16 protein-coding genes are annotated in these 26,180 nt (G+C 66.1%); 9 read left to right on the top strand and 7 right to left on the bottom strand.

Translation table 11 applies throughout. The features are described 5' to 3' along the window. Positions 1-323: 323 nt before the first annotated feature. The 3 genes from AC0QDI_RS21490 (at position 324) to ftsZ (ending at position 3,421) form a co-directional block, all read left to right on the top strand. Positions 324-497, top strand: a complete 174-nt coding sequence (locus AC0QDI_RS21490; protein WP_474671691.1) for a hypothetical protein — start codon at positions 324-326, stop codon at positions 495-497. Between the two features lie 171 nt (positions 498-668). After that, positions 669-2,090: a D-aminoacyl-tRNA deacylase gene (locus AC0QDI_RS21485; RefSeq protein ID WP_474671689.1), complete on the top strand. Its 1,422-nt coding sequence runs from the start codon at positions 669-671 to the stop codon at positions 2,088-2,090. Between the two features lie 158 nt (positions 2,091-2,248). Further along, positions 2,249-3,421 (top strand): cell division protein FtsZ, encoded by a 1,173-nt coding sequence (gene ftsZ / locus AC0QDI_RS21480; protein ID WP_474671687.1) that lies wholly within the window; start codon positions 2,249-2,251, stop codon positions 3,419-3,421. A gap of 193 nt (positions 3,422-3,614) precedes the next feature. Here the strand turns inward: ftsZ and AC0QDI_RS21475 are convergent, their stop codons facing one another. Next, complete coding sequence (locus AC0QDI_RS21475) at positions 3,615-4,250, bottom strand: rubrerythrin family protein (protein WP_474671685.1); 636 nt, start codon at positions 4,248-4,250, stop codon at positions 3,615-3,617. A gap of 103 nt (positions 4,251-4,353) precedes the next feature. Between AC0QDI_RS21475 and AC0QDI_RS21470 the strand changes: the two genes are divergently transcribed. Then, positions 4,354-5,586, top strand: a complete 1,233-nt coding sequence (locus AC0QDI_RS21470) for an MBL fold metallo-hydrolase (RefSeq protein ID WP_474671683.1) — start codon at positions 4,354-4,356, stop codon at positions 5,584-5,586. Positions 5,587-5,614: 28 nt separating this feature from the next. Here AC0QDI_RS21470 and AC0QDI_RS21465 read toward each other — a convergent pair whose 3' ends face one another. After that, positions 5,615-6,379, bottom strand: a complete 765-nt coding sequence (locus AC0QDI_RS21465; protein WP_474671681.1) for a helix-turn-helix transcriptional regulator — start codon at positions 6,377-6,379, stop codon at positions 5,615-5,617. 340 nt (positions 6,380-6,719) lie between these two features. On the opposite strand from AC0QDI_RS21465, the gene AC0QDI_RS21460 reads away from it, so the two are divergent. Then, positions 6,720-17,093 carry an Ig-like domain-containing protein gene (locus AC0QDI_RS21460; RefSeq protein ID WP_474671679.1) on the top strand — a complete coding sequence of 3,458 codons (10,374 nt, stop codon included), beginning with the start codon at positions 6,720-6,722 and terminating at the stop codon, positions 17,091-17,093. Positions 17,094-17,457: 364 nt separating this feature from the next. Here the strand turns inward: AC0QDI_RS21460 and AC0QDI_RS21455 are convergent, their stop codons facing one another. Beyond that, entirely contained in the window at positions 17,458-17,790 is a 333-nt protein-coding gene (locus tag AC0QDI_RS21455; RefSeq protein ID WP_474671677.1) for a 2Fe-2S iron-sulfur cluster-binding protein, read from the bottom strand. Positions 17,791-18,000: 210 nt separating this feature from the next. On the opposite strand from AC0QDI_RS21455, the gene AC0QDI_RS21450 reads away from it, so the two are divergent. Together AC0QDI_RS21450 and AC0QDI_RS21445 are read left to right on the top strand one after the other, a co-directional pair. After that, positions 18,001-19,407 (top strand): geranylgeranyl reductase family protein, encoded by a 1,407-nt coding sequence (locus AC0QDI_RS21450; protein WP_474671675.1) that lies wholly within the window; start codon positions 18,001-18,003, stop codon positions 19,405-19,407. Positions 19,408-19,772: 365 nt separating this feature from the next. Next, on the top strand, positions 19,773-20,570 hold the full coding sequence (locus tag AC0QDI_RS21445) for a DUF4397 domain-containing protein (RefSeq protein WP_474671673.1): 798 nt from the start codon (positions 19,773-19,775) through the stop codon (positions 20,568-20,570). A 20-nt stretch (positions 20,571-20,590) separates the two neighbouring features. On the opposite strand, the gene AC0QDI_RS21440 is transcribed toward AC0QDI_RS21445, so the two are convergent. Continuing rightward, positions 20,591-21,871, bottom strand: coding sequence for an amidohydrolase (locus AC0QDI_RS21440; protein WP_474671671.1), 1,281 nt, complete (start codon positions 21,869-21,871; stop codon positions 20,591-20,593). A 90-nt stretch (positions 21,872-21,961) separates the two neighbouring features. Further along, positions 21,962-22,297, bottom strand: coding sequence for an uS10/mL48 family ribosomal protein (locus tag AC0QDI_RS21435; RefSeq protein ID WP_098724481.1), 336 nt, complete (start codon positions 22,295-22,297; stop codon positions 21,962-21,964). Positions 22,298-22,483: 186 nt separating this feature from the next. Here AC0QDI_RS21435 and AC0QDI_RS21430 point away from each other — a divergent pair, with 186 nt between their 5' ends. Further along, positions 22,484-22,930 carry a bis(5'-nucleosyl)-tetraphosphatase gene (locus tag AC0QDI_RS21430; protein ID WP_474671669.1) on the top strand — a complete coding sequence of 149 codons (447 nt, stop codon included), beginning with the start codon at positions 22,484-22,486 and terminating at the stop codon, positions 22,928-22,930. 271 nt (positions 22,931-23,201) lie between these two features. Next, entirely contained in the window at positions 23,202-24,251 is a 1,050-nt protein-coding gene (locus AC0QDI_RS21425) for a DUF5787 family protein (RefSeq protein ID WP_474671667.1), read from the top strand. Between the two features lie 149 nt (positions 24,252-24,400). Here AC0QDI_RS21425 and AC0QDI_RS21420 read toward each other — a convergent pair whose 3' ends face one another. Together AC0QDI_RS21420 and AC0QDI_RS21415 are read right to left on the bottom strand one after the other, a co-directional pair. Next, complete coding sequence (locus tag AC0QDI_RS21420) at positions 24,401-24,901, bottom strand: DUF5797 family protein (protein WP_474671665.1); 501 nt, start codon at positions 24,899-24,901, stop codon at positions 24,401-24,403. A 71-nt stretch (positions 24,902-24,972) separates the two neighbouring features. After that, the gene (locus AC0QDI_RS21415; protein ID WP_474671663.1) at positions 24,973-26,136 is read right to left on the bottom strand and encodes an epoxide hydrolase family protein; all 1,164 of its coding nucleotides are present in this window, start codon (positions 26,134-26,136) and stop codon (positions 24,973-24,975) included. Positions 26,137-26,180 lie beyond the last annotated feature (44 nt).

Here is a 26,180-nt window from a genome sequence, read left to right as displayed (position 1 = left end):
TCGACCAGCCGTCTACGTTATATGTTACCGCCAAACACGAAAAGCTACGGGTAGCTGTTGCTACGGGTATTTCCGCGGCTCCGGTATCCCCCGGCGTAGACGGCGTCACGAGTCCGGCGTCGATGGCAGTCCGCCGGGGAGATCATCCGGCCGACCCTTGGTCTCTCATGCCGGCGCTCCGTCCTCGGCCCGGTTTCCGGCGTCCGATCAGCGTTCGAGGGATGGTGATACCGTTCCAAAAGCGAGTAGAGGGGGAGATTACACCAAATTATTTAAACACAATGTTGTTTGAAAATTTACCCAATACGGAGTATCAATCGCGTATGGAAGACGTTGATCTGATTATGATGTACGGGATTGCAGTGCTGCTATTTGCCATATTCACACTCCAGTTCGATCTCATATTTCCGAGTTGGGGCGAGAGGATCGGATTTCTCGGAATTGGAATTTGCACGCTATCTCTGATGGCGAAATTCTGGCCTCGAACGGGTAGCTGACTATATCCAGGTAGCAACCGCGATCAGCATACGGCAAGCGGATTCTGCGACTCCCGACGGGACCGGTGCCGAGACGAGGACCTCGGAAACAGCGGAGAGTGAACGACCGATAGCGAGCGGCGTGCCTGGCCGAATCGATTCGATCGGACGCGCTCCTCCGGACAACGGTCGATGGATGCTATCACCGCTGTCGAAAGCGCAGGCTATTCGTCGGCCCGGTACCGACGCTTCCCCGTGATCGCGATCGTCGAAAGCCGTGCCGACCGCGCCTCGGAGCATATCTGCCGGCACCTCCGCGAGCGCGCCGACTGGACGGAACTGACCGACGACGACCTCCCGGCGGCCGACGGCGGCGGCACGTACTACCGGACCGACGGAGCCGAACTCCGCTCGTTCGACGGGTTACACATCGACCTCGAGCGCCCCGCCGACGCCTTCGACTGCGACCCCGACCTGCTCGTCTTCGCCTCCCGGCACTCGGGGGACACCGGCGCGCTGCTGACGGGCCACTTCACGGGCAACTTCGGCCCGGCCGAGTTCGGCGGCGAGCCCGACGCGCTGGCCGAGGCCGCGCCGAACGCGCTGAATCGGCTGCTCGAGGCGTTCGACGAATACGCCCCCGAGCGGTACGACGTCGGAATGGAGTGTACGCACCACGGCCCCTCCGAGGTGGGCTGCCCGTCGCTCTTTGCGGAACTCGGCAGCGGCGACGAACAGTGGGACGATCCCGACGGTGCCGAGGCCGTGGCGCGCGCCGTCCTCGAGTTACGAACCGTCGACCCCCATCGATCCAGACAGGTCGTCGGCTTCGGCGGCAACCACTACGCGCCGCGATACGGACGGGTCGTCCGCGAGACGGCGTGGGCGGTCGGCCACGTCGCGGCCGACTGGGCGCTCGAGGCGATGGATCACCCGACGACCCACCGCCCGGTTCTCGAGCGCGCGTTCGAGGCCAGCGACGCCGACGTCGCGCTGCTGGACGGGGAGTGGCCGATCCTCGAGGAGACGCTCGCGGACCTCGACCGCCGCGTCGTGAGCGAGACGTGGCTTCGCGAGGTCGGCGACCGCCCGCTCGAACTCGTCGACGCGGTCGAGTCCGATCTGGGGGCCGTCGACGACGGGATCCGCTTCGGAGACCGGCTCGCGGAGTCGGTCGCCGTCGTCGAGTTGCCGGCCGATCTCGTGAGTACCGCACAGGGGATCGACCCCGATCGCGTCCGCGAGATCGTCGAGGCGAACACCGTCGCCTTCGCGACGGAAAACGGCGGGAGTCGCGTCGGTTCGCGGGCGGCGGTCCCCGATACCGACGTCGACGGCGAACCCGGGGACGACACCGACTCGAGCGACCGCCGGAGGGCGATCGTCGCGGAACTGGCTGGCGTGCTCGAAGAGAAGTACGACGCGGTGACGATCGAGGGCGACGCCGTCGTCGCCGAGGAGACGGCGTTCGACCCCGCGCTGGCTCGGCAGGTCGGCGTTCCCGAAGGACCGAAGTTCGGTGCGCTCGCCGACGGCGAGACGGTCACCGTCGACGGGGAAACGGTCAGCCCCGAGAGAGTGACGACCGAACGGACGCGGCGATTTCCGACGTGATTGGTCCGGAAAGCGATAGTAATGCGTAGTTATTAGGCGCCCTCCTTCAAACGTTTCTTCTATTTATCCAGACACATAAAAATCAATTAACGTGTCAGACAGCCGTCTGACGTGTGGGGGAAAGGTAATTATGCTCCATTGTTTAGACAGGGCCAAGAATGGACTCCATAATCGACAACGCGATCGACGAGGCCGAGGACGGGGAGGCCACGGCCCCCGACGACGCCGCGCCACAGGGTGGCGGATCGACAGACGGCGGCCCAGAAGACGGGCATCAGACGGGAACGATGACCGACGACGAACTGGAAGACGTCCTGCAGGACCTCCAGACCGACATCACGGTCGTCGGCTGCGGCGGTGCCGGCGGCAACACCATCAACCGAATGCACGAGGAGGGCATCCACGGCGCGAAGCTCGTCGCCGCCAACACGGACGTCCAGCACCTCGTCGAGATCGACGCCGACACCAAGATCCTGATGGGGGAGGAGAAAACGGGCGGACGCGGAGCCGGATCGCTCCCGCAGGTCGGCGAGGAGGCCGCCCTCGAGAGCCAACAGGACATTTACGACGCTATCGACGGCTCCGACATGGTCTTCGTCACGGCAGGCCTCGGCGGCGGCACCGGGACCGGCTCCGCGCCGGTCGTCGCCAAGGCCGCCCGCGAGGCCGGCGCGCTGACGATTTCGATCGTCACGACGCCGTTTACCGCCGAGGGTGAAGTTCGGCGGACGAACGCCGAAGCGGGCCTCGAGCGCCTGCGCGACGTTTCCGACACCGTCATCGTCGTTCCCAACGACCGCCTGCTCGACTCGGTCGGCAAACTGCCCGTCCGACAGGCGTTCAAGGTCAGCGACGAGGTGCTGATGCGCTCGGTGAAGGGCATCACGGAACTCATCACGAAACCCGGCCTCGTCAACCTCGACTTCGCCGACGTCCGCACCGTCATGGAACGCGGCGGCGTCGCGATGATCGGCCTGGGCGAGTCCGACTCCGAAGCGAAGGCCGAGGACTCGGTCAAGACCGCGCTCCGCTCGCCGCTGCTGGACGTCGACATTTCGGGCGCGAGCTCCGCCCTCGTCAACGTTACCGGCGGCAACGACATGGCCATCGAAGAGGCCGAAGGCGTCGTCGAAGAGATCTACGACCGGATCGACCCCGACGCGCGCATCATCTGGGGGACCTCGATCGACGAGAGCCTCGAGGGCAGCATGCGGACGATGATCGTCGTCACCGGCGTCGAATCGCCGCAGATCTACGGCCGGCCCGACGGCGAGGACGCCGTCCAGCCCGAAGCGCCCGCGCAGGGTGAGGACATCGACTTCGTCGACTGAGTCGACGACCGCCCGCTCTCCCCTCGTCGCCGCGCACGCCGGTTGTCCCGTCGCTGCGCCTCGTCGATCCATACCCGACACCCATGCCGGCAGTCCATTCTTCACCGATCCGGCGCGGTCCATCCGCCGATCGGGATGCGTATTGCTTTCGCACTCCCGGACGGCGAGCGGTCGGCCGACGCGCGGTACCGGCTCAACAGATCGGCTTCGGATCGAGGCCGAGCTCGTCCAGCGAGTCCGCGTACGCCTCGTACGCGGTGTCGATCACGTCCTCGGCGACCGTCCGCGCGCGGTCCCAGTCGTCGCTCCCCTCACAGACGGCCGCCAACAACTCGAGCGCCCGATCACCCTGAGCCCCCGTCTCGGATCGTAACTCTCGAAAGGTGTCGGCGCGCCGTTCGTCGCCTTCGTTGACGAAGAAGCTCACCACCTGCAGGTGGGTCCGGTCGGCGACCAAGGACCGCCCGACGACGCTACCGAGACGGTCCACCGTCGTCTCGAGCGTTCGAAGATGATCGTGCATCGGGTCGGCGGCCGCATCGTCGGGTTCGTGTTCGCCGTCGAGCAGGGCCACGACCCGGTCGTAGTGGTCGCGTTCCTGCTCCCGATACTCGGCGAACGCGTTCCGCGCGTCCTCGTGGTCCTCGTCATCGGCCCACGATTCGAAGGTCTCCATCGCGGCGCGTTCGCCGTCCGCGACCGTCCGGAGGACCGCCTCCGCCGTCAGGTTCGCGGTAGTCTGAGCCACCAGTAGCTTCGACGACCCGAGGCGCTCGAGTTCGACCGACATCGATTCCTCGATCGTTCGCCGGAATTCGTCGGCGTCCATACCGAGACGACGCCGTCGAGCGTGTTGAACGTTGGCGACACGAGCGATCGGCGTCGGTACATCGTGGCGCGGCTTTACCCGCCTCGAGCGCGTATCGCGTCCCATGAGCGACCGGAGCGACGCCGCCGACCGGCCGGCCGACGAGGCCGATGAGACGCCGTCGATCACCCCCGACGCGCTGGCCACTCGGCTGCGATCCGGCGACGAACTGACCGTCCTCGACGTCCGCGACCGCGACGAGTTCGAGCGCTGGCACCTCGAGGGAGAGGGCGTCACGGCCGTCCAAATACCCCACATGAAGTTCATTCAGGCCGAGGCCACGGGCGGTGTGGACGATCTCGCGGCCGATCTGGCGGAACCGATCCTCGCGGTCTGTGGCCGCGGCGAGGCGAGCGCCCACGCCGTTTCCCTCCTGCGGGAGGCGGACATCGACGCGGCCAACCTCGCCGGTGGGATGGACGCCTGGGCCGATCTCTACGTCGCTCGCGAACTCGATGTCGACGCGCCGGCGACGGTCGTCCAGTACGATCGGCCCTCGAGCGGTTGTCTCGCCTACGCGGTCTACAGCGACGGCGAGGCGGCGGTGATCGATCCGCTTCGAGCGTTTACTGACAGGTACGTCGACAACGCAGAGGATCGGAACGCGACGATCGAGTACGCGATCGACACGCACGTCCACGCCGATCACGTCAGCGGCGTCCGATCCCTCGCGGAACGGACGGACGCCGACGCGGTCGTCCCCGAGGGCGCGACCGACCGCGGGCTGGCGTTCGACGCGACGACGATCGGCGACGCCGCGGAACTGCGTTCCGCGAGCCCCGCCTCGCACGCTCGGCGGGACGGCGACGAGGTACGGATCGGCGCGGCGACGCTGACCGCGGTCGCGACGCCCGGTCACACGACCGAATCGCTCTCGTATCGACTGGACGACCTCCTGTTCACCGGCGACACGCTCTTTCTCGAGGGCGTCGGGCGGCCGGACCTCGAGCGCGGGGACGACGGCGCGGCCGCCGCGGCGCGGCGGCTGTACGAGACCCTGCAGGACTGCCGCCTCGAGCTGCCCGACGACGCGATCATCGCACCGGGCCACTACAGCGACGCCGCCGAGCAGCGGGCTGACGGGACGTATACCGCGCGACTCGAGACCCTGTCCGACCGCCTCGCGGCGCTCTCGATGGACGAAGCCGAGTTCGTCGCCCACGCGACGAACGACCTCCCGCCCCGGCCGCCGAATCACGAGCGGATCGTGGCGGTGAATCTCGGCCTCGAGGACGTCGACGGCGAGACGGCGTTCGAACTCGAGTTGGGGCCGAACAACTGCGCGGTCGCCGAGTAAGCGGTGGACGTACGCTGGTGACTACTGCTTAGACCGGAGTCGAATCGGTCCAGTACGACTCGAACAGTTCCTCTCCCCACGCGATAGCCGTCGGATCGTCGGTGTCGACGAACACCGTGAGGAGCCCGTTCTCACGGTCATAGCCACTGATCCCGATGCTGTCGTCGAACAGCGCGAGACCGAACGGGACGGCCTCGTGTGCCCGAATCGCGAGTGGCGCTCGGTCGGCCGACTCCGCTGTGAGGTCGGTGTACTGTTCCGAAATTCGACTGACGACGGACGGTTCGTAGATCAGTTCGCCGCTCATCCCGTCGAGGACTCGTTCGTGAACGGCCTCGAGGTACGATGGAGCGACTGAGGCAGTCTCGAATCCACGGAGTGAATTCGTCTCTCGGATCAGGTCGGTAACGCGGTTCGCGGGACCGTACGGGTCGCCTGGCTCCGCAACCGTTACCGAAGCGTCGGCGAACGACGCGACATCGAACTCGACGTCACAGTGGTCGAGAGACGATAGCAGTGGCTCGAGGTGGAGCGTTGCTCCGACGGTCTCCCGGTAGGTTTCTGTTGCACGCACGACTGCTCGACCAAGCGCCGAAAGCGAAACTTCGCCGTCGTCCTCGACCAAGAGGTCGAACGCCTCGAGTCCCCGAACGATGCGGTGGACGGTCGTTCGGGAGACGCCCAACGAGTTCACGAGGGCCGCTCGCGTCAGCGGGCCGTCACGGAGTACCTGGAGTGCGTCCGATCGGTCGATCGCCTCGCGAGAGAGGGCGTCGGTCGAATCCGTAGTCATCGACCGTGATGAGCGCGTACGAGGATATAAACTGTTCTGACTTTCGGAACGCGTTTCGGAATCCGAACACCGGTTCATGGGGCGAGAATTGTTCGCTCGGAGCGTATATCATGTTCGGCCATAACTCTTATCTACTGAAATGAGCACATATGTGGGGTTTTGGGAGAGAATCGGAACGGAAGACGTTCCCGTTATCGTGGTCGTCACACTTCTGGTTCTTTCAGCGGTGATCGTTCCGGTCGGATCCGCGACGGCTGCGTCGCCGCCAAATGGCGCGCTCTCGTCGGTAGACACGGCCGAAATTTCTCCGGTTCATCCGTCACTCGGTACCAGTAGCATCTTGGGGTCCGATAGCGGAACTGATCCGTGGTCAGAGCTCGAGGCCGACGACTGGGGAACCGCCGGCCGCGATCCGGGCCGGTCGGGCCACAATCCGAATTCGTCGGGGCCGACGACCGGTCCAGCCGCCCGATGGATTCACGAATTCACCGACGACGACGTCGATATCCCGGCCGTGACCGCCGACGGGCTCGTGTTCGTCCCGGGGGCAGACAGCCTTCGAGCGATCGACAACGACACCGGCGAGGAAGTCTGGAGGGTTGCCGAGCCCAGCCTCGGGTCCGTGACGGCTACCCAAGGTGTGGTGGTCACCACGGCGACCAGCTACTCGGACGGCGACTGGATCCGTGCCTACCACGCGACGAACGGCACCGAGGCGTGGAACGTGTCGAACTTCGAAGCCGACACGTCGGTCGCCTTCGACGGAACGTTCTACGCTACCCGGGGAGAATACCTGTCCGCCTACGATCTCCAGACGGGTCAACAGCTGTGGTCTGTCGACGTCAACGAGGACGTTACCGGCAGCCTGTCGGCAGCCGACGGGACGGTCTACGCGACCGGCCAGGTGAACGATCGCGACTACGCCGTTTACGCGCTGAACGCCAGCGACGGCAGCGAGGAATGGCGCTTCGAGATGGAAGGAGAGCTCTCGATGCAACCGACGGTAGTCGAGGACTCGGTGTTCGTCGGCGCTGGAGACGAAACCTACGATCCGAAGTTCTACAAATTGAATGCCACCGACGGGCATGTCGAGTGGATTTTCGACATCAACACCCAGCCACGGGGTGCAGCCGTCGCGGACGGGCACGTCTACCTCGCAGCGGGCAATACCGTTCACGCACTCGACGAGACCACAGGTCAACGGGAGTGGCTCCACCGCTTCGCGGGGAGTATCGAATACGGCCTCCACTACCACGGCATGTACGCACGTTCGCCTGCGGTCGCTGATGGGACCGTCTACGCGGTCAATGATCGAGGCTTCCTCGTTGGCCTCGACGGCGCGACCGGAACCGAGCTGTGGGAGTACCGGCTCGAGGGCTGGGCGATGGCTCCCGCCGTCGCCGATGACCGGCTCTACGTTCACGTCACCGATACCGAAGACATCAACACCGATTACTCGCGCGTCTACGCCCTCGAGGACTCGCCGTTCGAGTTCGAGAACTTCACGCTCTCCTCGACCGCTGTCGAACCGGGCGAGTCGTTCACGGCGACGGTCGACGTGACCAACGTCGACGACGAGTCCCGCGATTTCGACCTCTCGCTGATGGGCAACCCGCCAGTGCACGCGGACTGGCGAGCACTCGATCGGGCGAACGGAACGCTCGCTCCTGGCGAGTCCCGCGAACTCACCTTCGTCGGCGTGGTCCACTCCTCCGGATCGTGGAACGTCTCCCTGAAGCGCCCCCTCGCGAGCGATCCCGCGGTCGATCCGGTGACCGTCGCGGTCGAGACGCCGACGGACGTCGACGAGTGGCCGTTCGTCGGCTTCGATGGCGGGCGAACGGGCGACAACCCCGACACCGTCGGGCCGATGCGTAACGCCCAGGAGGTCTGGAACCTCACGTACTTCGACGACGACGCGCGGCCGGTGATCGCGAACGGGAGCGTCTTCGTCGTCCAGGACTACGGGACGTCCGGTCCTGACACCCTGGCCGCCTACGACGAGGTGACCGGCGACCTCGAGTGGGAGATCAACGTCTCGGCCCGCGATCGAGCGCCCGCCGGGTCGGCGACCGTCGACGGCGACACGGCGTACCTGTTCACCCGACCGATGAACTACGACGGGAATGGCCCCAACGTCGTCGACAACTCGCTGTTCGCGCTGGACACAGCGACTGGAAGCATCGAGTGGCGTCGCGACTTCACCCTGAACAAGTCGCTCTCCCACGATCAGGCGCCGGTCGTCTCCGACGGGCAGGTGTACGTCGCGGGCGGGATTCCGGAAAGCGAGTTGGATTCAGACGCCCGGCTGATCGCGTTCGACGCCGACACGGGGACGACGAACTGGAACCAGCGGATCGAAGCGGATGGCGAGAACGAACTGTTCTACTACGTGACGGCGGCAGACGGAATGGTCGTCGCGACGCTCGCCGACGAGGACGTCGACAGCGGCACCTCCTACGACGACCGGCTGGTCGCGTTCGATTCGACCGGCACCCCGCTGTGGTCGACCAGTGGGCCCCAGATCGACGTCCTGGAGCCGCCGGTGATCCGCAACGGATCCGTCTACGCGATTTCGGAGGATCAGCAGCAGGACGGCGACCCCATCGAGGTGCTCCACGCGTTCGACCTCTCGAACGGGAGCGAGCGCTGGTCGTTCAGCCCGACCTATCGCACGGACGAGACCAACCGCGGGCGGCTCGACAGTCCGACCGTCACCGACGACGGGGTGTTCGTCAGCCAGCGAATCGATCTCACGACTGGCTCCTCGGTCTCCCAGCTCTACCGGCTGGATCCTGTTACCGGAGACATCGACTGGAACCGGTCCACCTCGGACCTCCGAAACACGTTCGCAGTGGGCGGGCTGCTCTACGCCGGCGACGCCGGTGGGGACCACACCTCCGTCTACAACGCAGAAACGGGCGAGTTGTACACCGAGACGGACTCCTTCTCGCGAGGCCATGGCGGCGCCCAGGCCATCGCGAACGGAACGATGATCACCTACCTGGACACGACCCAACCGGACAAGTTCCGGGTCATCCGCGGGGGCGGAATCATCGAGTACACCGATCTCTCGGTCGACTCGCACAAAATTGAGGAGGGTGAGAACGTCACCGTCACCGCGACGGCGACCAATCACGGCGCGTACGCCCGGAACTACGACGTCCAACTCGACGTCGCGCCGGACAATCACGGTGACCGCCACTTCTTGAACTCCATCACTCAAGCGGGGACGCTCGCCCCGGGAGAGAGTACCACGATCACCTGGACGGTGCGCCTCGACGTTCGCGAAGACTTCGTGTTCTTCCTCGTTCCCGTCAACGACGGGGACGGCAACGAGGACGACGGCGTCGTCGCGATGAACATGCACAAGTACGATCGCGCCGGCACCCAGACGGTCCACGTCGGCGACGCCGACGACGGCACCGTCTTCGACCTCGGCGGGCCGCGCGACCTCGCGCCCGACGCCGCCTCCTGGCCGAAGGAGAGCTTCGACGCCGGGAACACCGGGAACTACACCGGTACCGGCGCGCCGACCGCGGTCGGCGACGACGTCGTGAACTGGATCGCGAACCACTCGAGCGAGTGGACCAGCGGGCCGACGGTGGCCGAGGAGACGATCTTCGCCGGCGGGTCCGACGGCGGCGACGAGTCGGTCTACGCTTTCAACGCGACCGACGGCTCGCTGCGCTGGAAGTACCCGACCGGGAGCGACGTCGAGGTGGCACCGACCTACGCGAGCGGCTCCCTCTACACCGCCGGCGGCGGCCGCGTCTACCAGTTCGACGCCACGACCGGCGAGCGTCTCTGGACGTACCAGGACGTGGAGGACGTCGGCGGAATCACTGTCGTCGACGACGTCGCATACGTCGCCGGGGACATCTACGTCGACGGCGGATACTCTGGCACCCTACACGCCCTGAACGCGACCACGCGGGAGGTCCTGTGGACGTTCTCCCGCGCGAGTTCGAGCTACGGGATGGGTGTCACGCCCGCGGTCGAGAACGGTACCGTCTACGTCACGAGCGACGACGGATACACGTACGCGCTGAACGCTACGACTGGTGCCATCGAGTGGAGCGAACCGATCGCCGGCACCGGTTCCACTCTCCACTCACCCGTCGTCGAGGACGGCGTCGTCTACGTCGACGACACCGCCTGGGACAGCACCGACGCGAACCTCTACGCACTCGACGCAACGGACGGCAGCACTATCTGGAGTACGCCCGCGAACGTCGACGGCTACACCGGATCGTCACCTGCGCTGGCGAACGACACCCTCTACGTTACTGCTGATGGTGCGATTCAGGCGGTCGACGCGACCACCGGATCGACCGGTGGAGACCTGCTGTGGAGCAATCAGATCTGCGCTGCCGCCAGGTACTCCCCCGTCCACGCGGACGGGACGATCTACGTCCCGACGACCGACAGCGCCATTCAGGCGTACGACGCCGATACCGGCGACCTGGTGTGGCGCTACGACGCCTACGACGAGTACTCGTTCACACCGGCCGTCGTCGACGGCAAACTCTACGCGACTGGACTGCAAAACGACGACGGCACCTACTCGCTCGTCGCCCTCGAGGGCGGCACGACCGCCGAGCCGAAATCGATGTTCGACTTCTGGGGGCTCTCCGTGTCGTCGACAGATATAGCCGCGGGAGAGGCTGTGACGGTCACCGCAACCGCGAGGAACATCGGAGAGACCGACTGCGACTACACGGCCGACCTCTCGATCAATGGCGTCGTCGAGGACACCGACACCGGGACGATCGCGGCGGGAGCTACTACCGACGTGGAATTCACCCACGCGTTCTCGGCGGCCGGAACGTACAACGTCACCATCGAGGACCTACCGCCGATCGAGATCAGCGTGACCGGGTTCGAGCCCGACGTCGACGTCGCGCCAGCGAGCTGGGACTACGGTACCGTCGATGTCGGCGAGTGGATTCAGAAGGACTTCGAGGTGACGAACGTCGGTACGAACGAACTCAACTGGTCCGACTCGGTGCTGGTCGGACCGGACGCGGACGAGTTCGACATCATCACCGACGAGTCCGACAAGTACGACCCCTTCTCGCCGGGCCGCTCCGCCTACGTCAGGGTTTCCACCGCACCGACGACGCCTGGCACCAAGACGGCGACCCTACAGATTCGGAGTGACGACCCCGACGAACCACGCTTTAACGTCTCACTGACGGCCGAGGTCGTCGGACCGCCGGAAATCGACGTCGCGCCGACGAGCCGCGACTACGGCGACGTGGAGGTCGGGGAGAGCGCGACGGCGACCGTAACCGTCTCGAACGTCGGAGGCGGCCCGCTCGCCTTCGACGGTGTACAGCTCACGGGTCCCGACGCGGACGTCTACACCGTCACGAACGGCGGCGGTGCGACGACCGTCGCGGCGGGTGACTCGCACGACGTCACCGTCGAGTTCGCACCGGAGGCACCCGGACAGGCGAATGCGACCCTCGAGCTCTCGTCGGACGACGCCGACGAGTCGACGGTGAACGTGGCGCTCTCGGGAACCGGAACCGTCACGGTGCAGAATCGGGCGCCGATCGCCGTCGACGACCACTACACGACGCTCGAGGGCGAAGCGCTCACCGTCGACGCGCCGGGACGGCTCGCAAACGACTTCGACCCCGAAGGGGATGTAATCACCACGACGAACACCGGCAGCCCCGACAACGGCACCGTCAGCGGCGTGGTCGACGGGAGCTTTACCTACACGCCCGATCCGGGGTTCACGGGAACGGACAGCTTCCGGTACCTCATTCGCGACGAACACGGGACGTACTCCTCGTACGGCACCGTCACCGTCGATGTCGTCGACGGAAACCGGGCGCCGGTCGCCGTCCCGGACAGCTACTCCGTCTACGAGGGGGAGACGCTCTCCGTGAGCGCCCCCGGTCGACTGGAAAACGACTACGATCCCGACGGGGACGACATTACCACGACGAACACCGGCAGCCCCGACAACGGCACGGTCTCCGGCGTGGTCGACGGGAGCTTTACCTACACGCCCGATCCCGGATTCGTCGGCACCGACAGTTTCCGGTACCTCATCCGCGACGAACACGGCACGTACTCCTCGTACGGCACCGTCACCATCGAGGTGCTGCCCGATCCCAACCAGGCGCCGGTCGCCGTCGACGATCACTACTCGACCGCGAAAGGCGAGAACCTGACCGTCGGCGCGCCCGGTCGCCTCGCGAACGACTACGACCCCGACGGGGACGACATCATCACGACCAACACCGGCAGCCCCGACAACGGCACGGTCTCCGGCGTGGTCGACGGGAGCTTCACCTACAGACCCGATCCGGACTTCTCGGGAACGGATAGCTTCCGGTACCTCATCCGCGACGAACACGGCACGTACTCCTCGTACGGCACCGTCACCGTCGAGGTCGTCGACGGGAACCGGGCGCCCGTCGCCGTCGACGATCACTACTCGATCGCGAAGGGCGAGAATCTGACCGTCAACGCGCCGGGACGGTTGGCCAATGACTACGACCCCGACGGGGACGTCATCACCACGACGAACACCGGCAGCCCCGACAACGGCACGGTCTCCGGCGTGGTCGACGGGAGCTTCACCTACAGACCCGATCCGGACTTCGCGGGAACGGACAGCTTCGACTACCTCATTCGAGACGAACACGGGACGTACTCCTCGTACGGGACCGTCACCATCGAGGTCGTCGACGGGAATCGGCCGCCCGTCGCCGTCGACGATCACTACGCGGTCGCGAAGGGCGAGAATCTGACCGTCAGCGCGCCCGGTCGCCTCGCGAACGACTACGATCCCGATGGGGACGACATCATCACGACGAACACCGGTAGTCCCGACAACGGCACGGTCTCCGGCGTGGTCGACGGGAGCTTTACCTACAGACCCGATCCCGAGTTCGTCGGCACCGACAGCTTCGACTACCTCATCCGCGACGAACACGACGAGTACTCCTCGTACGGGACCGTCACCGTCGAGGTCTTCGACACGAACGGGACGGCACCGGTCGCCGTCGACGACCACTACACGACGATCGAGGGACAGGCGCTCACGGTCGCCGCTCCCGGTCGTCTCGCGAACGACTACGATCCCAACGGGGACGACATCACTACGACCAACACCGGCAGCCCCGACAACGGCACCGTCAGTGGCGTGGTGGACGGAAGCTTCACCTACACGCCAGACCCCGGATTCGTCGGTACCGACAGCTTCCGGTACCTCATTCGGGACGAACACGGCACGTACTCCTCGTACGGGACCGTCACCGTCGAGGTCTTCCCCGATCCCAACCAGGCGCCGATCGCCGTCAACGATCACTACACGACGCTCGAGGGACAAGCGCTCACCGTCGACGCGCCGGGACGGCTCGCCAACGATCACGACCCCGACGGGGATGTAATCACCACGACCAACACCGGCAGTCCCGACAACGGCACGGTCAGCGGCGTGGTCGACGGAAGCTTCACCTACACGCCCGACCCCGGATTCACGGGAACGGACAGCTTCCGGTACCTGATTCGCGACGAACACGGCACGTACTCCTCGTACGGGACCGTTACCATCGAAGTCTTCCCCGATCCCAACCAGGCGCCGATCGCCGTCGACGATCACTACGCAATCGAGAAGGGCGAGAACCTGACCGTCAACGCACCCGGTCGTCTCGCCAACGACTACGATCCCGACGGGGACGGTATCACCACGACCAACACCGGCAGCCCCGACAACGGCACGGTCACCGGAGTAGTGGACGGAAGCTTCACCTACAGACCCGACCCAGGGTTCGTCGGCACCGACAGCTTCAGGTACCTGATTCGCGACGAACACGGAACCTACTCCTCGTACGGGACCGTCACCGTCGAGGTCTTCGACGGAAACCGGGCGCCGGTCGCCGTCGACGACCAGTATTCGATGGTCGAGGGAGAGACGCTCACCGTCGACGCGCCGGGACGGCTCGCGAACGACCGCGATCCGGACGGGGACGTGATCATCACGACCAACACCGGCAGCCCCGACAACGGTACGGTCAGCGGCGTGGTGGACGGAAGCTTTACCTACACGCCCGATCCGGGGTTCACGGGAACGGACAGCTTCGTCTACCTGATGCGTGACGAACGCGGCACGTACTCCTCGTACGCGACCGTCACCGTCGAGGTGTTGCCGGACCCGAACCGGGCGCCGGTCGCCGTCCCGGACCACTACGCAGTGCTCCAGGGAGAGGTACTCGACGTGGCCGCGCCCGGTCGACTGAAAAACGACTACGATCTGGACGGGGACGACATCATCACGACGAACACGGGGAGACCCGCTCACGGCACGGTCAGCGGCGTGGTCGACGGGAGCTTTACCTACGCGCCCGACCCCGGATTCGTCGGCGTCGACAGTTTCGGTTACCTCATCCGCGACGAACACGGAACCTACTCCGACTACTCGTCGGTGACGGTCACCGTCGTCGACGCCTCCATCACCGTCGGCGCGGATGTCTCGGTGACGCCGAGTGCGCTCGACTTCGGGACGACGCCGGTGGGAAGCACCCGGACGAAGACGATCACCGTCGCCAACGTAGGCGACCAGAATCTGACGCTCTCGGACGTGACACTCGCCGGACCCGAAGCCGACGCCTACGCGATCACGGCCGGAAACGAGACGGCCGAACTCGGCTACGGCGAAACCGAGGTCTTCACCGTCGCCTACGCGCCGACTGACCTCGGTACGGCGAACGCGACGGTGACGATCCACTCCGACGACCCCGACGAGGGGACGGTGAACGTCTCGATCACCGGCTCCGGCGACGACGACGACGCGCCGACCGTCCACGCTGTCGACGTCGCGAGTTCGTCACGCGACGGAGCGACTGTCTACGCGAACGGCACGACCGACATCGACGTCTCGGTGAACGTCACCGACACGCTCGGGTCGGTTCAGCGCGTCCGGGTCGAACTGGACGCGCGGGCCTCACCAGCGCGGCGGACCGAGGCCGCGCTGTTCGACGCGACCAGCGGTAACTGGACCGCGTCGTTCGACCCGGCCAGGATCGCCGCTGACGGCCAGTACGAGATCTCCGTCGAGGCGGTTGACGACAGCGGCAACCGCGCCGAGGTCGCGGCCGGTACCGAAATCGTCGTCGATCGAAGGGCCCCACAGTTGTCCACCACCGCGGACCGCGTCGACGCCAGCACCGGCAACGTGAGCGTCGAGGCGAGCGAACCACTCCGCGCAGGAACGCTCGCAGTCGACGTCGAGCTACCCAACGGGACCGTCGAGCCGGTCGCGATGGTCGGGTCCGGCACCGCCTGGAACGGAACGTTCGAGCTGCACGGGAACGGCCAGTACAACCTCACCGCGAGCGCGCTGGATCGCGCCGGTAACCGCGGCACCACCGACGCGTTCGCCCGGTTCGTCAGCGGCGGGACGGACGCCAACGACACCATCCTGGTGAAGATGGTCCCCTCGGGGCTGTTCGTCGAGTTCACGACCGACCAGCCGGTCGCGGACACGTTCGTCACGGTGAGCGAGAGTCGGACGCCCATGAAACCCCTGACGGCCGATCGACTGGGCGTCAACTTCCTCGACGCCGAGCTCGAGAAGCGCCTGTCTGGTAACCTCAGCCGCGCCGTCGTCGGCGTTCCGGTCGATCGGTCGAGACTGCCGACCGGCGTCGGCGTCGACGACGTGACCATCCGTCACTTCGACGAGACTAACAGAACGTGGTCCGACGTGCCGACCACCGTCGAGAACGTTACTCTTCCCGACGGCACCGCCGGCGAGTACTGGGTGGCAAACGTGACCCACTTCTCGACCTACGGCGCGATCGCGACGGACACCACGCCGCCCGCTGTCACCGCGACGAGTCCGACCGATGGGTACGAGTTCGCCGCCGGCACGTCCTCGACGACGCTCCGGGTCGAGTTCGACGACGCGGGCAGCGGCGTGGATGCGAGCGAGACCGTCGTCGTCTTCGACGACGCGCTCGTCACGTTCGACGACGCCACGACGATTGCGAGCGACTCCGTCGAATACCACGCCACCGGTCTGAGTGACGGCTCGAGCCACGACCTCGAGATCTCCGTCACTGACGGTGCTGGCAACCGGCACACCGAAACGCTCTCGTTTACGGTCGCGACACCACCTTCGGGTGGCAGCGGCGGGAGCGGTAGTGGAGGCGGAAGCGATGTCCCCGTTGATGGTACTGCGGACATCACCGTGACTGAGCTCGCGGTCTCGCCGACTGAGATCCGCCCAGGCGAGACGGTGGCCATTACCGTCTCGCTCGAGAACGCTGGCGAGAAACGCGGCGATTACGACGTCGACTTGCGTCTCGACGGGGAGACGATCGCCCAGGAAACCGTCACGGTCGCCAGTGGCGAAACGGAGACGGTCACGGTTACCCACACGTTCGACGGGCCCGGAACGTACGCACTCTCGGTCGACGACCAGAGACTGACCCTCGAGGTCATCGACGACGCCGTGATCGACGATGACGATCCGGACGAAGTCGACGACTCCGTCGACGACGCAGACGAGGACGATCCAGCCGGCGACGACTCCGACGACGACGCAGACGGGGCCGATCCAGCCGGCGACCACGAATCTGTCGACAACGGTGCCAGCGACGATTCCGTACCAGGATTCGGCCCGCTCGCTGCGCTTCTCGCGATGGCGATCGCGATTTGCCTGTTCGCCCGGACCCGACGGCGCTAACGGGACTGTCGTCCCCTTTCTCAGCACGTCGCTCCTCGAGGAGCCGATCGAGTCGTCGCATTCGACTTCCTCTCCGCGCGAGCCGGGTGTGTAGCGGTGGTTCGAACGATACTACGAAGAGACGATTCGAACCCGAGCGGTGCCACGGACGTCGCTGATCGCTCTTTCGGGTCACGTCTTTTTCGCCTCGCAGACTGCCCGTTCGTGACGAACCGTCGATCGCGTTGACGGGAATACTATCGGTCGCTGAAAGTCACTGCACACCTGACGCATGACAGCGATGCCATCTACGTGTGAATCGTTTCAGTGACTCGTATAGCGCGTAGAATCCCTAAACGCCCTGTCGACCAGTTCGCCCTGCCAATCAATCGTCGGCCACCGCGCCGTCGTTTGCGCCGCCTGCGAGGTCGCCCTCGATGCTCGGCGGGTACTTTCCGCGATCGAGTTTCAGATCCGATTGGGGGCGCGCCATACAGGTCAGCGCGTAGTTCTCCGCCTCCGCATCGGTCAGTCCGCGGGCGGCGGGCTGGGTGACCTCCCCCTCGAGGATTTTCGCCGAACAGGCCAGACACATCCCGACTCGGCAGGAGTACTCCTGGGCGATCCCCTCCTCGAGACAGCGACTGAGGATCGTCTGCTTGTCGGTACAGGTGATCGTCTCGCCCGTCCCGACGAACTCGATCGTGTACTCTGTCATACAGGCTGCTACGAAAGACCGCACTAAAACTCTTTATTCCCCGCTGTCGTGATGAGGACGGGAGGAATCGATCACCGAAAGCCGCTCGCTCGAACGAATCCGACGCAACCGGTCGAACTGAAACCGATCCGTCGTCGCCCGGTTTCGACCCCGCTGATCCAACAATTCACACATAAAACGTTTTCTTCCCGTGGTGTGGACAGTGTTGGTATGAGTACGCAGGAACAGTTGGCCGCTACCGCGACGACGGGAACGCAGTCGCCGGACGCGCTCGTCGTCGGAGCCGGCACTGCAGGGTGCTACGCCGCAGCGACCATCGCACGGGAGGGGTACGACGTCGTCGTCCTCGAGCGAAAGTCCGAGACCGAAGCCGGCCACATCGCCTGCGGGGACGCGCTGAAGGGTGCCGACGCCTTCCCCGAGGCGATTCCGAAATCGAAACTCGAGCCGGCCTTCACCAACACCGGCGTCGATCACGGCCGCTTCGAGATCCCACAGGAGGACACCGTCCTCGAGATCCCGGTGCCGGGCGAGCTGGCCGTCATCGACCGCTGGGAGTACGGCCGGCGGATCATCGACGGTGCGGGCGACACCGGCGTCGACTTTCACTACGACACCGTCGTCAAAAACGTCGTTCAGAACGACGACGGCCGCGTCACGGGCGTCGAGACGATCCGCAAGGGCGAACCGATCGAGTACGAGTCCGATATCGTCATCGACGCCGCGGGCTCGCTGTCGGTACTGCAGGACAACGTCGACTTTTCGGACTCGACCTTCGACACGAACGTTAACTACAGCCACTTCTGTTCGGCCTACCGCGAGATCGTTCACGTCGAGGAACCCGTCGAGTGGGACGACGCGCTCGTCTTCAAGCCCACCGAGCGCGCGGCGGGCTACCTCTGGTACTTCCCGCGGACCGACACCGAGATCAACGCCGGCCTGGGCTTCCAGATGACCGAGGAGCCGATGCAGCTCGTCGACGACCTCAAACGCGACCTCGAGAACCGCCCCGAGTTCGAGGGTGCCGAAGTCGAGGACAAACTCGGCGCGGCGCTGCCGACTCGGCGACCCTACGACTCCGCCGTCCATCCGGGCTACATGGCCATCGGCGACGCCGCCGGTCACGTCAACCCGACCACGGGCGGCGGGATCGCCGGTGCCGCCTACGGCGGCAAGTACGCCGCCGAGCAGGCCATCGAAGCCCTCGAGACCGGCGACTTCGGCGAGGACACCTTCTGGGCGTACAACGAGAAGGTGATGGACCACTTCGGCGCGCGCTACGCCGCGCTGGACGTCTACAACATCCTCTCGACGGCCGTCGACGTCGACGACCTGATGGGGCTACTCGCCGCGATGCCCGGCGACAAGCTCGCCGAGGCGCTGTACTCCGGCAGTACGGATATCGGACTGAAGCTCAAACTCGAGGCGCTGGTCAAGAGCCGCGGCCACTGGGGGACCATCTGGAACCTCTACCAGACCAAGCGCCGCGCCGACGAACTGCTCGCCCACTACGAGAACTACCCGACCAGTCCCGCGGGACTCGCGGGCTGGCAGGACCGGCGCGACGAACTCATGGAGAAGGTCTACGAGACGACCGGGGCGGAGCCCAAATACTAGCACCGAAATTTTGCTCTGCGCTCTGGCGAGACGTGCGCCAGCGATCCTGGCGCACGTCTCGCCGACGCTCGGCAAAATTTCGATCAAAAGCGCTCCTCCCTCCCCGTTGGGTCGGTCGTCGGCCCGCTCGCTCGTTTCACTCGCTCGCGGTGGGTTTCGGTGAACCGCCTGCCCTCCCCCGGGTCGCGGGCTCCTCGCGATGCTCGGAGCCCGCTCCCGGCCGCGCCCGCTCGAGTCGGTCGTTTCGGCGCACCGGATTACCTGTAATTATAGGCCCAGTTCAACTATAGATGCCAATTCTCGTGATTATATCCCTACTCTGTTAGGGGCTTTCGGTATTCCTATCCCACAAGTAACGAATTGTGATGGTACAGAACCACACACGCCGACGCGCACTGACGCTGATCGGAACCGCAGGCGGGATCGCGCTCGCCGGCTGCATAGGCGGCGATGGCGACGACGACACCGAGATGAGCGACGACGGATCGGGCGACGGAACGAGCGGTGACGGGACGAACGACGACTCCGAAACCGACGACGAGATGGCGGATTCGGGCGCGAACGTCCGCGTCGCACACCTCTCGCCCGACGCGCCGAACGTCGACGTCTACGTCGACGGCGACGCCGTTCTCGAGGACGTCCCCTACCGCGAGGTGAGCGACTACCTTGAACTCGAGCCGGCGACCTACGAGGTGATGATCACCGCTGCTGGCGACGCCGACACCGTCGTGTTCGACGAGGAACTCGAAATTACGGAGGGTGCGTTCACCGTCGCGGCACTGGGCGAACTGAGCGAGGAGAACCGGCCCTTCGCGCCGGCGGTCCTCGAGGACGACGTCAGCGACCCCGGCGACAATGCGCGGGTTCGCCTCGTCCACGCCTCGCCGGACGCCCCCGCGGTCGACGTGACGGTCGGCGACGGCGAGACGGTGCTGTTCGAGGGCGCGGAATTCGGCGACGCGGCGACGACCGAGGTACCGGGCGGCGAGTACACGCTCGAGGTCCGGCCGGCGACCGAGAACAACGACGGCGACGTGGTCGGAACCTTCGACGTGGCACCCGAGGCCGGCAACGTCTACACCGCGTTCGCCGTCGGCTACCTCGAGCCCGAGTCGGCTCCCGCCGACGCGCCGTTCGACCTCGAGGTCGTGATGGACAACTGAGCGGGCGACGACCGTCCCGATCAGGGACGCTCGCGACCGATCCGTTCGATCGCCCCCGCCAGCACGTCGATCCCGTGGCCGATGCTCTCCTCGTCGACGTCGAACGTCGCCGTGTGGTGGCCGCCGGGGTGGTCGGTGCCGACGCCGACGTAGCACGCGGTGCCGCCGTTTTCCTGCACTTTGCGCATAAGGAAGGTCGCGTCCTCGCTGCCGCCGAGTTCGTCGCGCTCGAGAACGCTCTCGACGCCGGCCGTGTCGCTCGCCGCGTCGGCGACGACCGAAACGAGCGCCCCATCGCTGGTCGCACTGGGAGCCTCCGCACCGGTGTCGATCGAGACCGTGCAATCGTGCATCTGGGCGGCGCTCCGGAGCACCCGTCGGGTTCGGCGCTTCATGTACTCCATCAGCTCGGTCGTCTCGCCCCGAACTTCGGCGACGATCCGCGCCTCGTCGGGGATGACGTTCGCGGCGCTGCCGCCCTCGACGACGCCCGCGTTGACGCGCGTCTTGCCGTCGTTGTGCCGGGGTATCCCGTACAGGTTCTGGACCGCCGTCGCCATCGCTTGCACGGCGTTGCGCCCCTGCTCGGGGTGGCCGCCGGCGTGGGCCGACTCGCCCGTAAACTCCGCCTCGAGGTGCGATACCGCCAGAAAGCCGTCGATTCCGGCGACGATCTCACCGGTCGGGTGGTCGAGCCCGATGTGCACTGCGAGCAGGGCGTCGATGGCTTCGATGTGTTCGCTCTCGGCCATCGACTTCCCGCCGCCGACGACCTCCTCTGCGGGCTGGAAGAAGACCTTCAACGTTCCCCGGAAGTCGCTCTCAGAGACTCGCTCAAGGACGCCGATTCCGATCGTCGCGTGAGCGTCGTGGCCGCAAGCGTGCATCGCGCCCTCGTGCTCGGAGCGAAACCCCTCGGCGACGGGGAGGTGAGCGGGGTCGTCGGACTCCGCCCGCGGCAATCCGTCGATGTCGACGCGGAGGCCGACGGTCGGCCCCTCGCCGCGTTCGAGGACGGCGACCGCGCCGGTGTAGCCGCCCTCGAGTCGCTCGAGGACGGTCTCGTCGACCCCTGCATCTCGAGCACGTTCGTACCAGTGGGTGAGGTCGGCGTCGTCGGGGACCGCCATCCGATGGTCGCCCGCGATGGCGTCGGGGCCGACGTGGAGGTCGGCGAGGTCGTCGCCCAGCCGGGACTCGAGTTCGTCGACGATTCGCGCAGTGGTGTAGAACTCCCGCCACGCGGGCTCGGGTTTTCGGTGGAGGTCTCGCCGGAGCGAAACGAGGTCGTCCGCGGTCATACTCTGTCCTCGTCGGGGGCGGTAAAAAGTGCTATCGACAGTTACACGTCGAGACGGAGGGCGTGCCCGACTGTGCCGGATGACGCTCGCTCAGTTCCCGCGGCCCGCACCGTGGATCTGCTCGACCTCGGCCTCGATGTGGACCGAGTCGGGGAAGCTCTGCGAGGCGATATTGCGCGCGAGGCTATCGTGGCCGTGGATTTCGAGTTCGCGCGTGAAGACGGTGTACTTCCACGAGGAGAACTCCCGGTCGTCGTCGGCGTGGAGCCGACAGCGCTGGGGGACGGAGAACGTCTCGGGGGGGTGGGAGTGGGGGCCTTTCAGCGCCGCTCCCTTCCGCTCCGCGTTGGTTTTGATGTCGTCGACGATACTATCGAGCGCGGCTCGATCGCCGCTCTGGAGGGTGAGACGGGTGACGAAGGTCATGGCTGGTGGTGTCGAATACGTCCACGGTCGGCGCGTAAAAACTTGCTGAGACGCACCCGTCGCCCCGCCGGCGGTGACCGACTGCGGGCGGCCCTCCGACGCCGTCGTGAAAATCGAGTCCGGAATCAGTGTCCGCTGGACGAACAGTCCGATATTCTCTTAACGTCTCACCTATTATCCCACTTAATGGCAGTCGAAGCTACGAGCGCAGGCGCGATCCTCTTCCGCGATACGCGGGGCCGGCGCGAGTATCTTCTACTCAAGAGCCGCCCAGGCGATTGGGAGTTTCCCAAGGGCGGTGTCGAAGGAGATGAAGAACTTCAGCAGACGGCGATCCGCGAAGTAACGGAAGAGGCAGGTATCGAACAGTTCAGACTACTCGACGGCTTCCGCAAGGACTACGACTACGTCTTCGAGGCGAACGGCAAGACGATCCACAAGACCGTTCACCTCTTCATCGCGAAGTCCTTCGAGGCGAGCGCGGAACTATCGAACGAGCATCGCGACCTCCAGTGGCGCGATTACGACCAGGCGATCAACACCGTCACGCAGGACGGCCCTCGGGAGATCCTCGAGGACGCCCACGAGTTCCTCGACGAACGCGAGGAGGAGGAGGGAACGGACGAAGAGTAGTCGACGGATGCCGACCGTCGGCTCGATCCCGGTCTCCGTTTAGCGGTCTCGCTGACGGCCGGCAACGGTTCAACGACCGGCGACGGTTCGACAGTACGCTATCGCGTTTCCCTCCGAGACCCAGGCGATAGCGCCGCTTTCGGTGCTCTCACCGCTTCGCGCAGCGCTGTTGCCGTCTCTCGTCCACGTTTTCATGACCTCGTACGGGACCAACTGACCGGTCGCCGACAGATCGAGCAGCGTTTTTGCACCCGCGTTCCCAAGGGCCTGCGTGGACCCAGACACCGCCGAGTTCGGGTTCGAGCTACGGACCTGCCGGTGGGCCGAACGCGAGTGGCCCCCGGACGAGTCCGCCAGCGACGACCGCGCGTTCGTCGTCGCCCGTCAACTGGGAACCAAGCGCCGGCGCTGGGACACCATCGTCCTCGAGTGCGACCGCGATGCCCTCCGCCGCCGCGCGCACTTCGGTCCCGACCGCCTCGACAGCGACCTCCTCCACGTCGTCCGCAATGCCCCCGCCGAGTGGGCCTACTACCGCGACGCGCTCCCCCACCCCGGCTATCCGTGGCGATACGTCCGCGAGGCGATCCACCAAGCCGACGATCGGGGCATCCTCGAGACCCGGAAGTCGGGAAATCGCATCGAGATCCGGCGCAAGTGGGCCTATCCCGACTGGCTCGAGCGGATCGTCGCGATCGAGAACAAACCGGATCTCGACGCCAGCGCGGCGCGCGCACTCGGCTCGCAACTCGAGTACGACGTCGCGATGGGGGTAGCCGACGAGGTCTGGGTCGCGACCCGAAAAACCGGCGAGCGCGTCGAACCGGTTCTCTTCGAGGACCTGCCGATCGAGGCGGGCATCCTCGCGCTCGAGCCCGCCGACCTCACCGCCGCGGTCGCGTGGCATCCCCGCTCGCTCGCGGTCGACGAGCCGGGAACGCGGGTCCTCGAGCGACCCGACGGCGGGAAACGGGACGGTTCCGCCGCCCGGTTCGAGTACGTCGATCCCGAAACGAAAGCCGACAAACGGCTCGCGATCGCCGAGCGCGCCTACGAACGCGGCTGGCGCTCGTTCGTCGACACGATGCGCCCCGACTGTCGGCACTTCCAGTTGCGCGCTCGAGATGCCCACCAGGCGCTGCCGTACTGCGCCGCCAAGGGGCGGTGCCAGACGGCGGCCGAGTGCGCTGGCTCCTGTCGGGACTTCGAACCCGAGCCGCCCGTCTGGCGCACCCGCGGCTGGCCGATCGAGGGCGGCCCCGGAAAACGATCGCAGCAGCTCCTCGAGGAGCGGCGTCGGCGACGGCGGCCGGGGCTGTAGCGTGCCACTATCGTGATAGTACTGCTCGAAGGTCTGCGAGCAGAGAGTGGTGAGCGAGTAGCGTGGGACCTTCGGTCCCACGGACCGTTCGCGCGGCCTTGCCGCGCGAAGACAGAGCGAGCGAACCCGAGGCGGAAAAAGTTCGGTGGTCAGTCGGAGACGGCGACCTCGAGGTCGTCGCGCTCGACCGCCAGCCGGAACGTCGGCACGGTACGGTACTGGACCTCGACGACCCCCTTGCGACGCAGGCTCTGGAGGCCCGAGCGGACGTCCTCGGCCTCGGCATCGACGTCGTACTCGTCCCGGAGCTTGTGCAACACCGAGACGACGCTTTCCGACTCCTCTTCGGGCCCGGCGAGGACGGCGACGATCCGCGCTTGCAGTTCGGGAACGCGGATCTTGGAGGGGGCCCCGTCGTCGGGATCGCTCTCGATCCCCGGCTCGACGTCGACCAGCTCGGCCGCTTCCGCGGTCGCCCGAATCAGACTGTTGTCGTCCCGGAAGTAGTAGTCGCCGAGTTCGTTCTCGAGAAATTGGTGGACCTCGCTGCCGCTGTCCATCTCCCAGCGCTCTTGCAGTTCGGAATTCTTCGTCGGCTGTAGCTCCACCACGTCCGCCAACCGGCCTTTGGCCTCCTCCGAGAGCGTCATCGTCGAACCGTATGGGTAACCGGTACTTTTGCGTTGCGTCCCGCCGCGGCTCGAGCGACTCCGCCCCGACCTCAGCCGAACTCGCCGGCGAACGATCGCAGGTCGTCGACGAACGACGCCGGCACTTCCATGGCGGCGAAGTGGCCGCCCTCGGGCTGTTCGGACCAGTACTCGATGTCGTAGATCGCCTCGGCCCAGCGGCGGGGCGTCTTGTACACCTCCGCCGGATAGCGAGCGTGGCCCGTCGGGACGTCGACCGACGCCGGCGTCGCCGCGCCCACGTCCGTCTCGGCGTAGAGTCGCATCGAAGAGCCGATCGTCCCGGTCAGCCAGTAGACGCTTACGTTGTCGAGCAGCCGGTCACGGTCGATCCGCGACTCGAGGTCACCGCCACAGTCGCTCCAGGCCCTGAACTTCTCGACGATCCAACCCGCGAGCCCGGCCGGGGAGTCGGTGAGCCCGTAGGCCAGACTCCGGGGTTTGGTCGCCTGAATCTCGTGGTAGGCGGTTTCGGTTTCGCGGAACGCGGCGGTCTCCCGGTAGTCGGCCAGCCCCTGTTCGTCGAGCAACTCGGTCGGATCCTCGACCGGGAGCGACGAGGGGTTCAGAAAGAGCATGTTCGTGTGGATCGCCGCGACGCGATCCGGGTAGTTCGCTCCCAGCAGGGCGGCGATCAACGCGCCCCAGTCCCCGCCCTGTGCGACGTACCGGTCGTAGCCGAGCCGGGCCATCAGGTCGGCGAAGACGTCGGCGATCCGCGGCACGTCGTACCCCTGCTCTCCGGTCGGGCCGGAGAAGCCAAAGCCCGGCAGCGAGGGCGCGACGACGTGAAGGGCGTCGGCCGGATCGCCGCCGTGAGCGGCCGGGTCCGTCAGCGGGCCGAGGACGTCGAGAAATTCCGTGACGGAGCCGGGCCAGCCGTGACTCAGCAACAGCGGCGTCGCGTCCGGTTCGGGCGAGCGGACGTGATAGAAGTGCAGCCGCTGGCCGTCGATCGTCGTCACGTACTGCTCGAACTCGTTGCACCGATCTTCGAACGCCGCCCAGTCGAACTCCTCGCGCCAGTACGCACAGAGGTCCCGGAGATACTCGCGCTCGGTCCCGGACGCCCAGCCCGCCTCGGGGAGTTGGTCCGGCCAGCGGGTCCGCTCGAGACGCGTCCGGAGGTCGTCGATCTCGTCCCGGTCGACCGACACCTCGAACGGTCGAACCGAGTCGTCGGCGTCCGGCGTCATGTCGCACCCCCAGTTCGAGTCGCATTATGGTGGGAGATACCAGT

Source organism: Natrinema sp. LJW11 (genome assembly GCF_056135975.1).
The sequence above is the reverse complement of the archived record's forward strand: the minus strand, read 5'-3'. Positions and strand labels throughout refer to the sequence as shown.

Coding starts and splice junctions, on each gene's coding strand:
- AC0QDI_RS21490 (WP_474671691.1), top strand. CDS start 324: ATGGAAGACGTTGATCTGATTATGATGTACGGGATTGCAGTGCTGCTA.
- AC0QDI_RS21485 (WP_474671689.1), top strand. CDS start 669: ATGGATGCTATCACCGCTGTCGAAAGCGCAGGCTATTCGTCGGCCCGG.
- ftsZ (WP_474671687.1), top strand. CDS start 2,249: ATGGACTCCATAATCGACAACGCGATCGACGAGGCCGAGGACGGGGAG.
- AC0QDI_RS21475 (WP_474671685.1), bottom strand. CDS start 4,250: ATGGACGCCGACGAATTCCGGCGAACGATCGAGGAATCGATGTCGGTC.
- AC0QDI_RS21470 (WP_474671683.1), top strand. CDS start 4,354: ATGAGCGACCGGAGCGACGCCGCCGACCGGCCGGCCGACGAGGCCGAT.
- AC0QDI_RS21465 (WP_474671681.1), bottom strand. CDS start 6,379: ATGACTACGGATTCGACCGACGCCCTCTCTCGCGAGGCGATCGACCGA.
- AC0QDI_RS21455 (WP_474671677.1), bottom strand. CDS start 17,790: ATGACAGAGTACACGATCGAGTTCGTCGGGACGGGCGAGACGATCACC.
- AC0QDI_RS21450 (WP_474671675.1), top strand. CDS start 18,001: ATGAGTACGCAGGAACAGTTGGCCGCTACCGCGACGACGGGAACGCAG.
- AC0QDI_RS21445 (WP_474671673.1), top strand. CDS start 19,773: ATGGTACAGAACCACACACGCCGACGCGCACTGACGCTGATCGGAACC.
- AC0QDI_RS21440 (WP_474671671.1), bottom strand. CDS start 21,871: ATGACCGCGGACGACCTCGTTTCGCTCCGGCGAGACCTCCACCGAAAA.
- AC0QDI_RS21435 (WP_098724481.1), bottom strand. CDS start 22,297: ATGACCTTCGTCACCCGTCTCACCCTCCAGAGCGGCGATCGAGCCGCG.
- AC0QDI_RS21430 (WP_474671669.1), top strand. CDS start 22,484: ATGGCAGTCGAAGCTACGAGCGCAGGCGCGATCCTCTTCCGCGATACG.
- AC0QDI_RS21420 (WP_474671665.1), bottom strand. CDS start 24,901: ATGACGCTCTCGGAGGAGGCCAAAGGCCGGTTGGCGGACGTGGTGGAG.
- AC0QDI_RS21415 (WP_474671663.1), bottom strand. CDS start 26,136: ATGACGCCGGACGCCGACGACTCGGTTCGACCGTTCGAGGTGTCGGTC.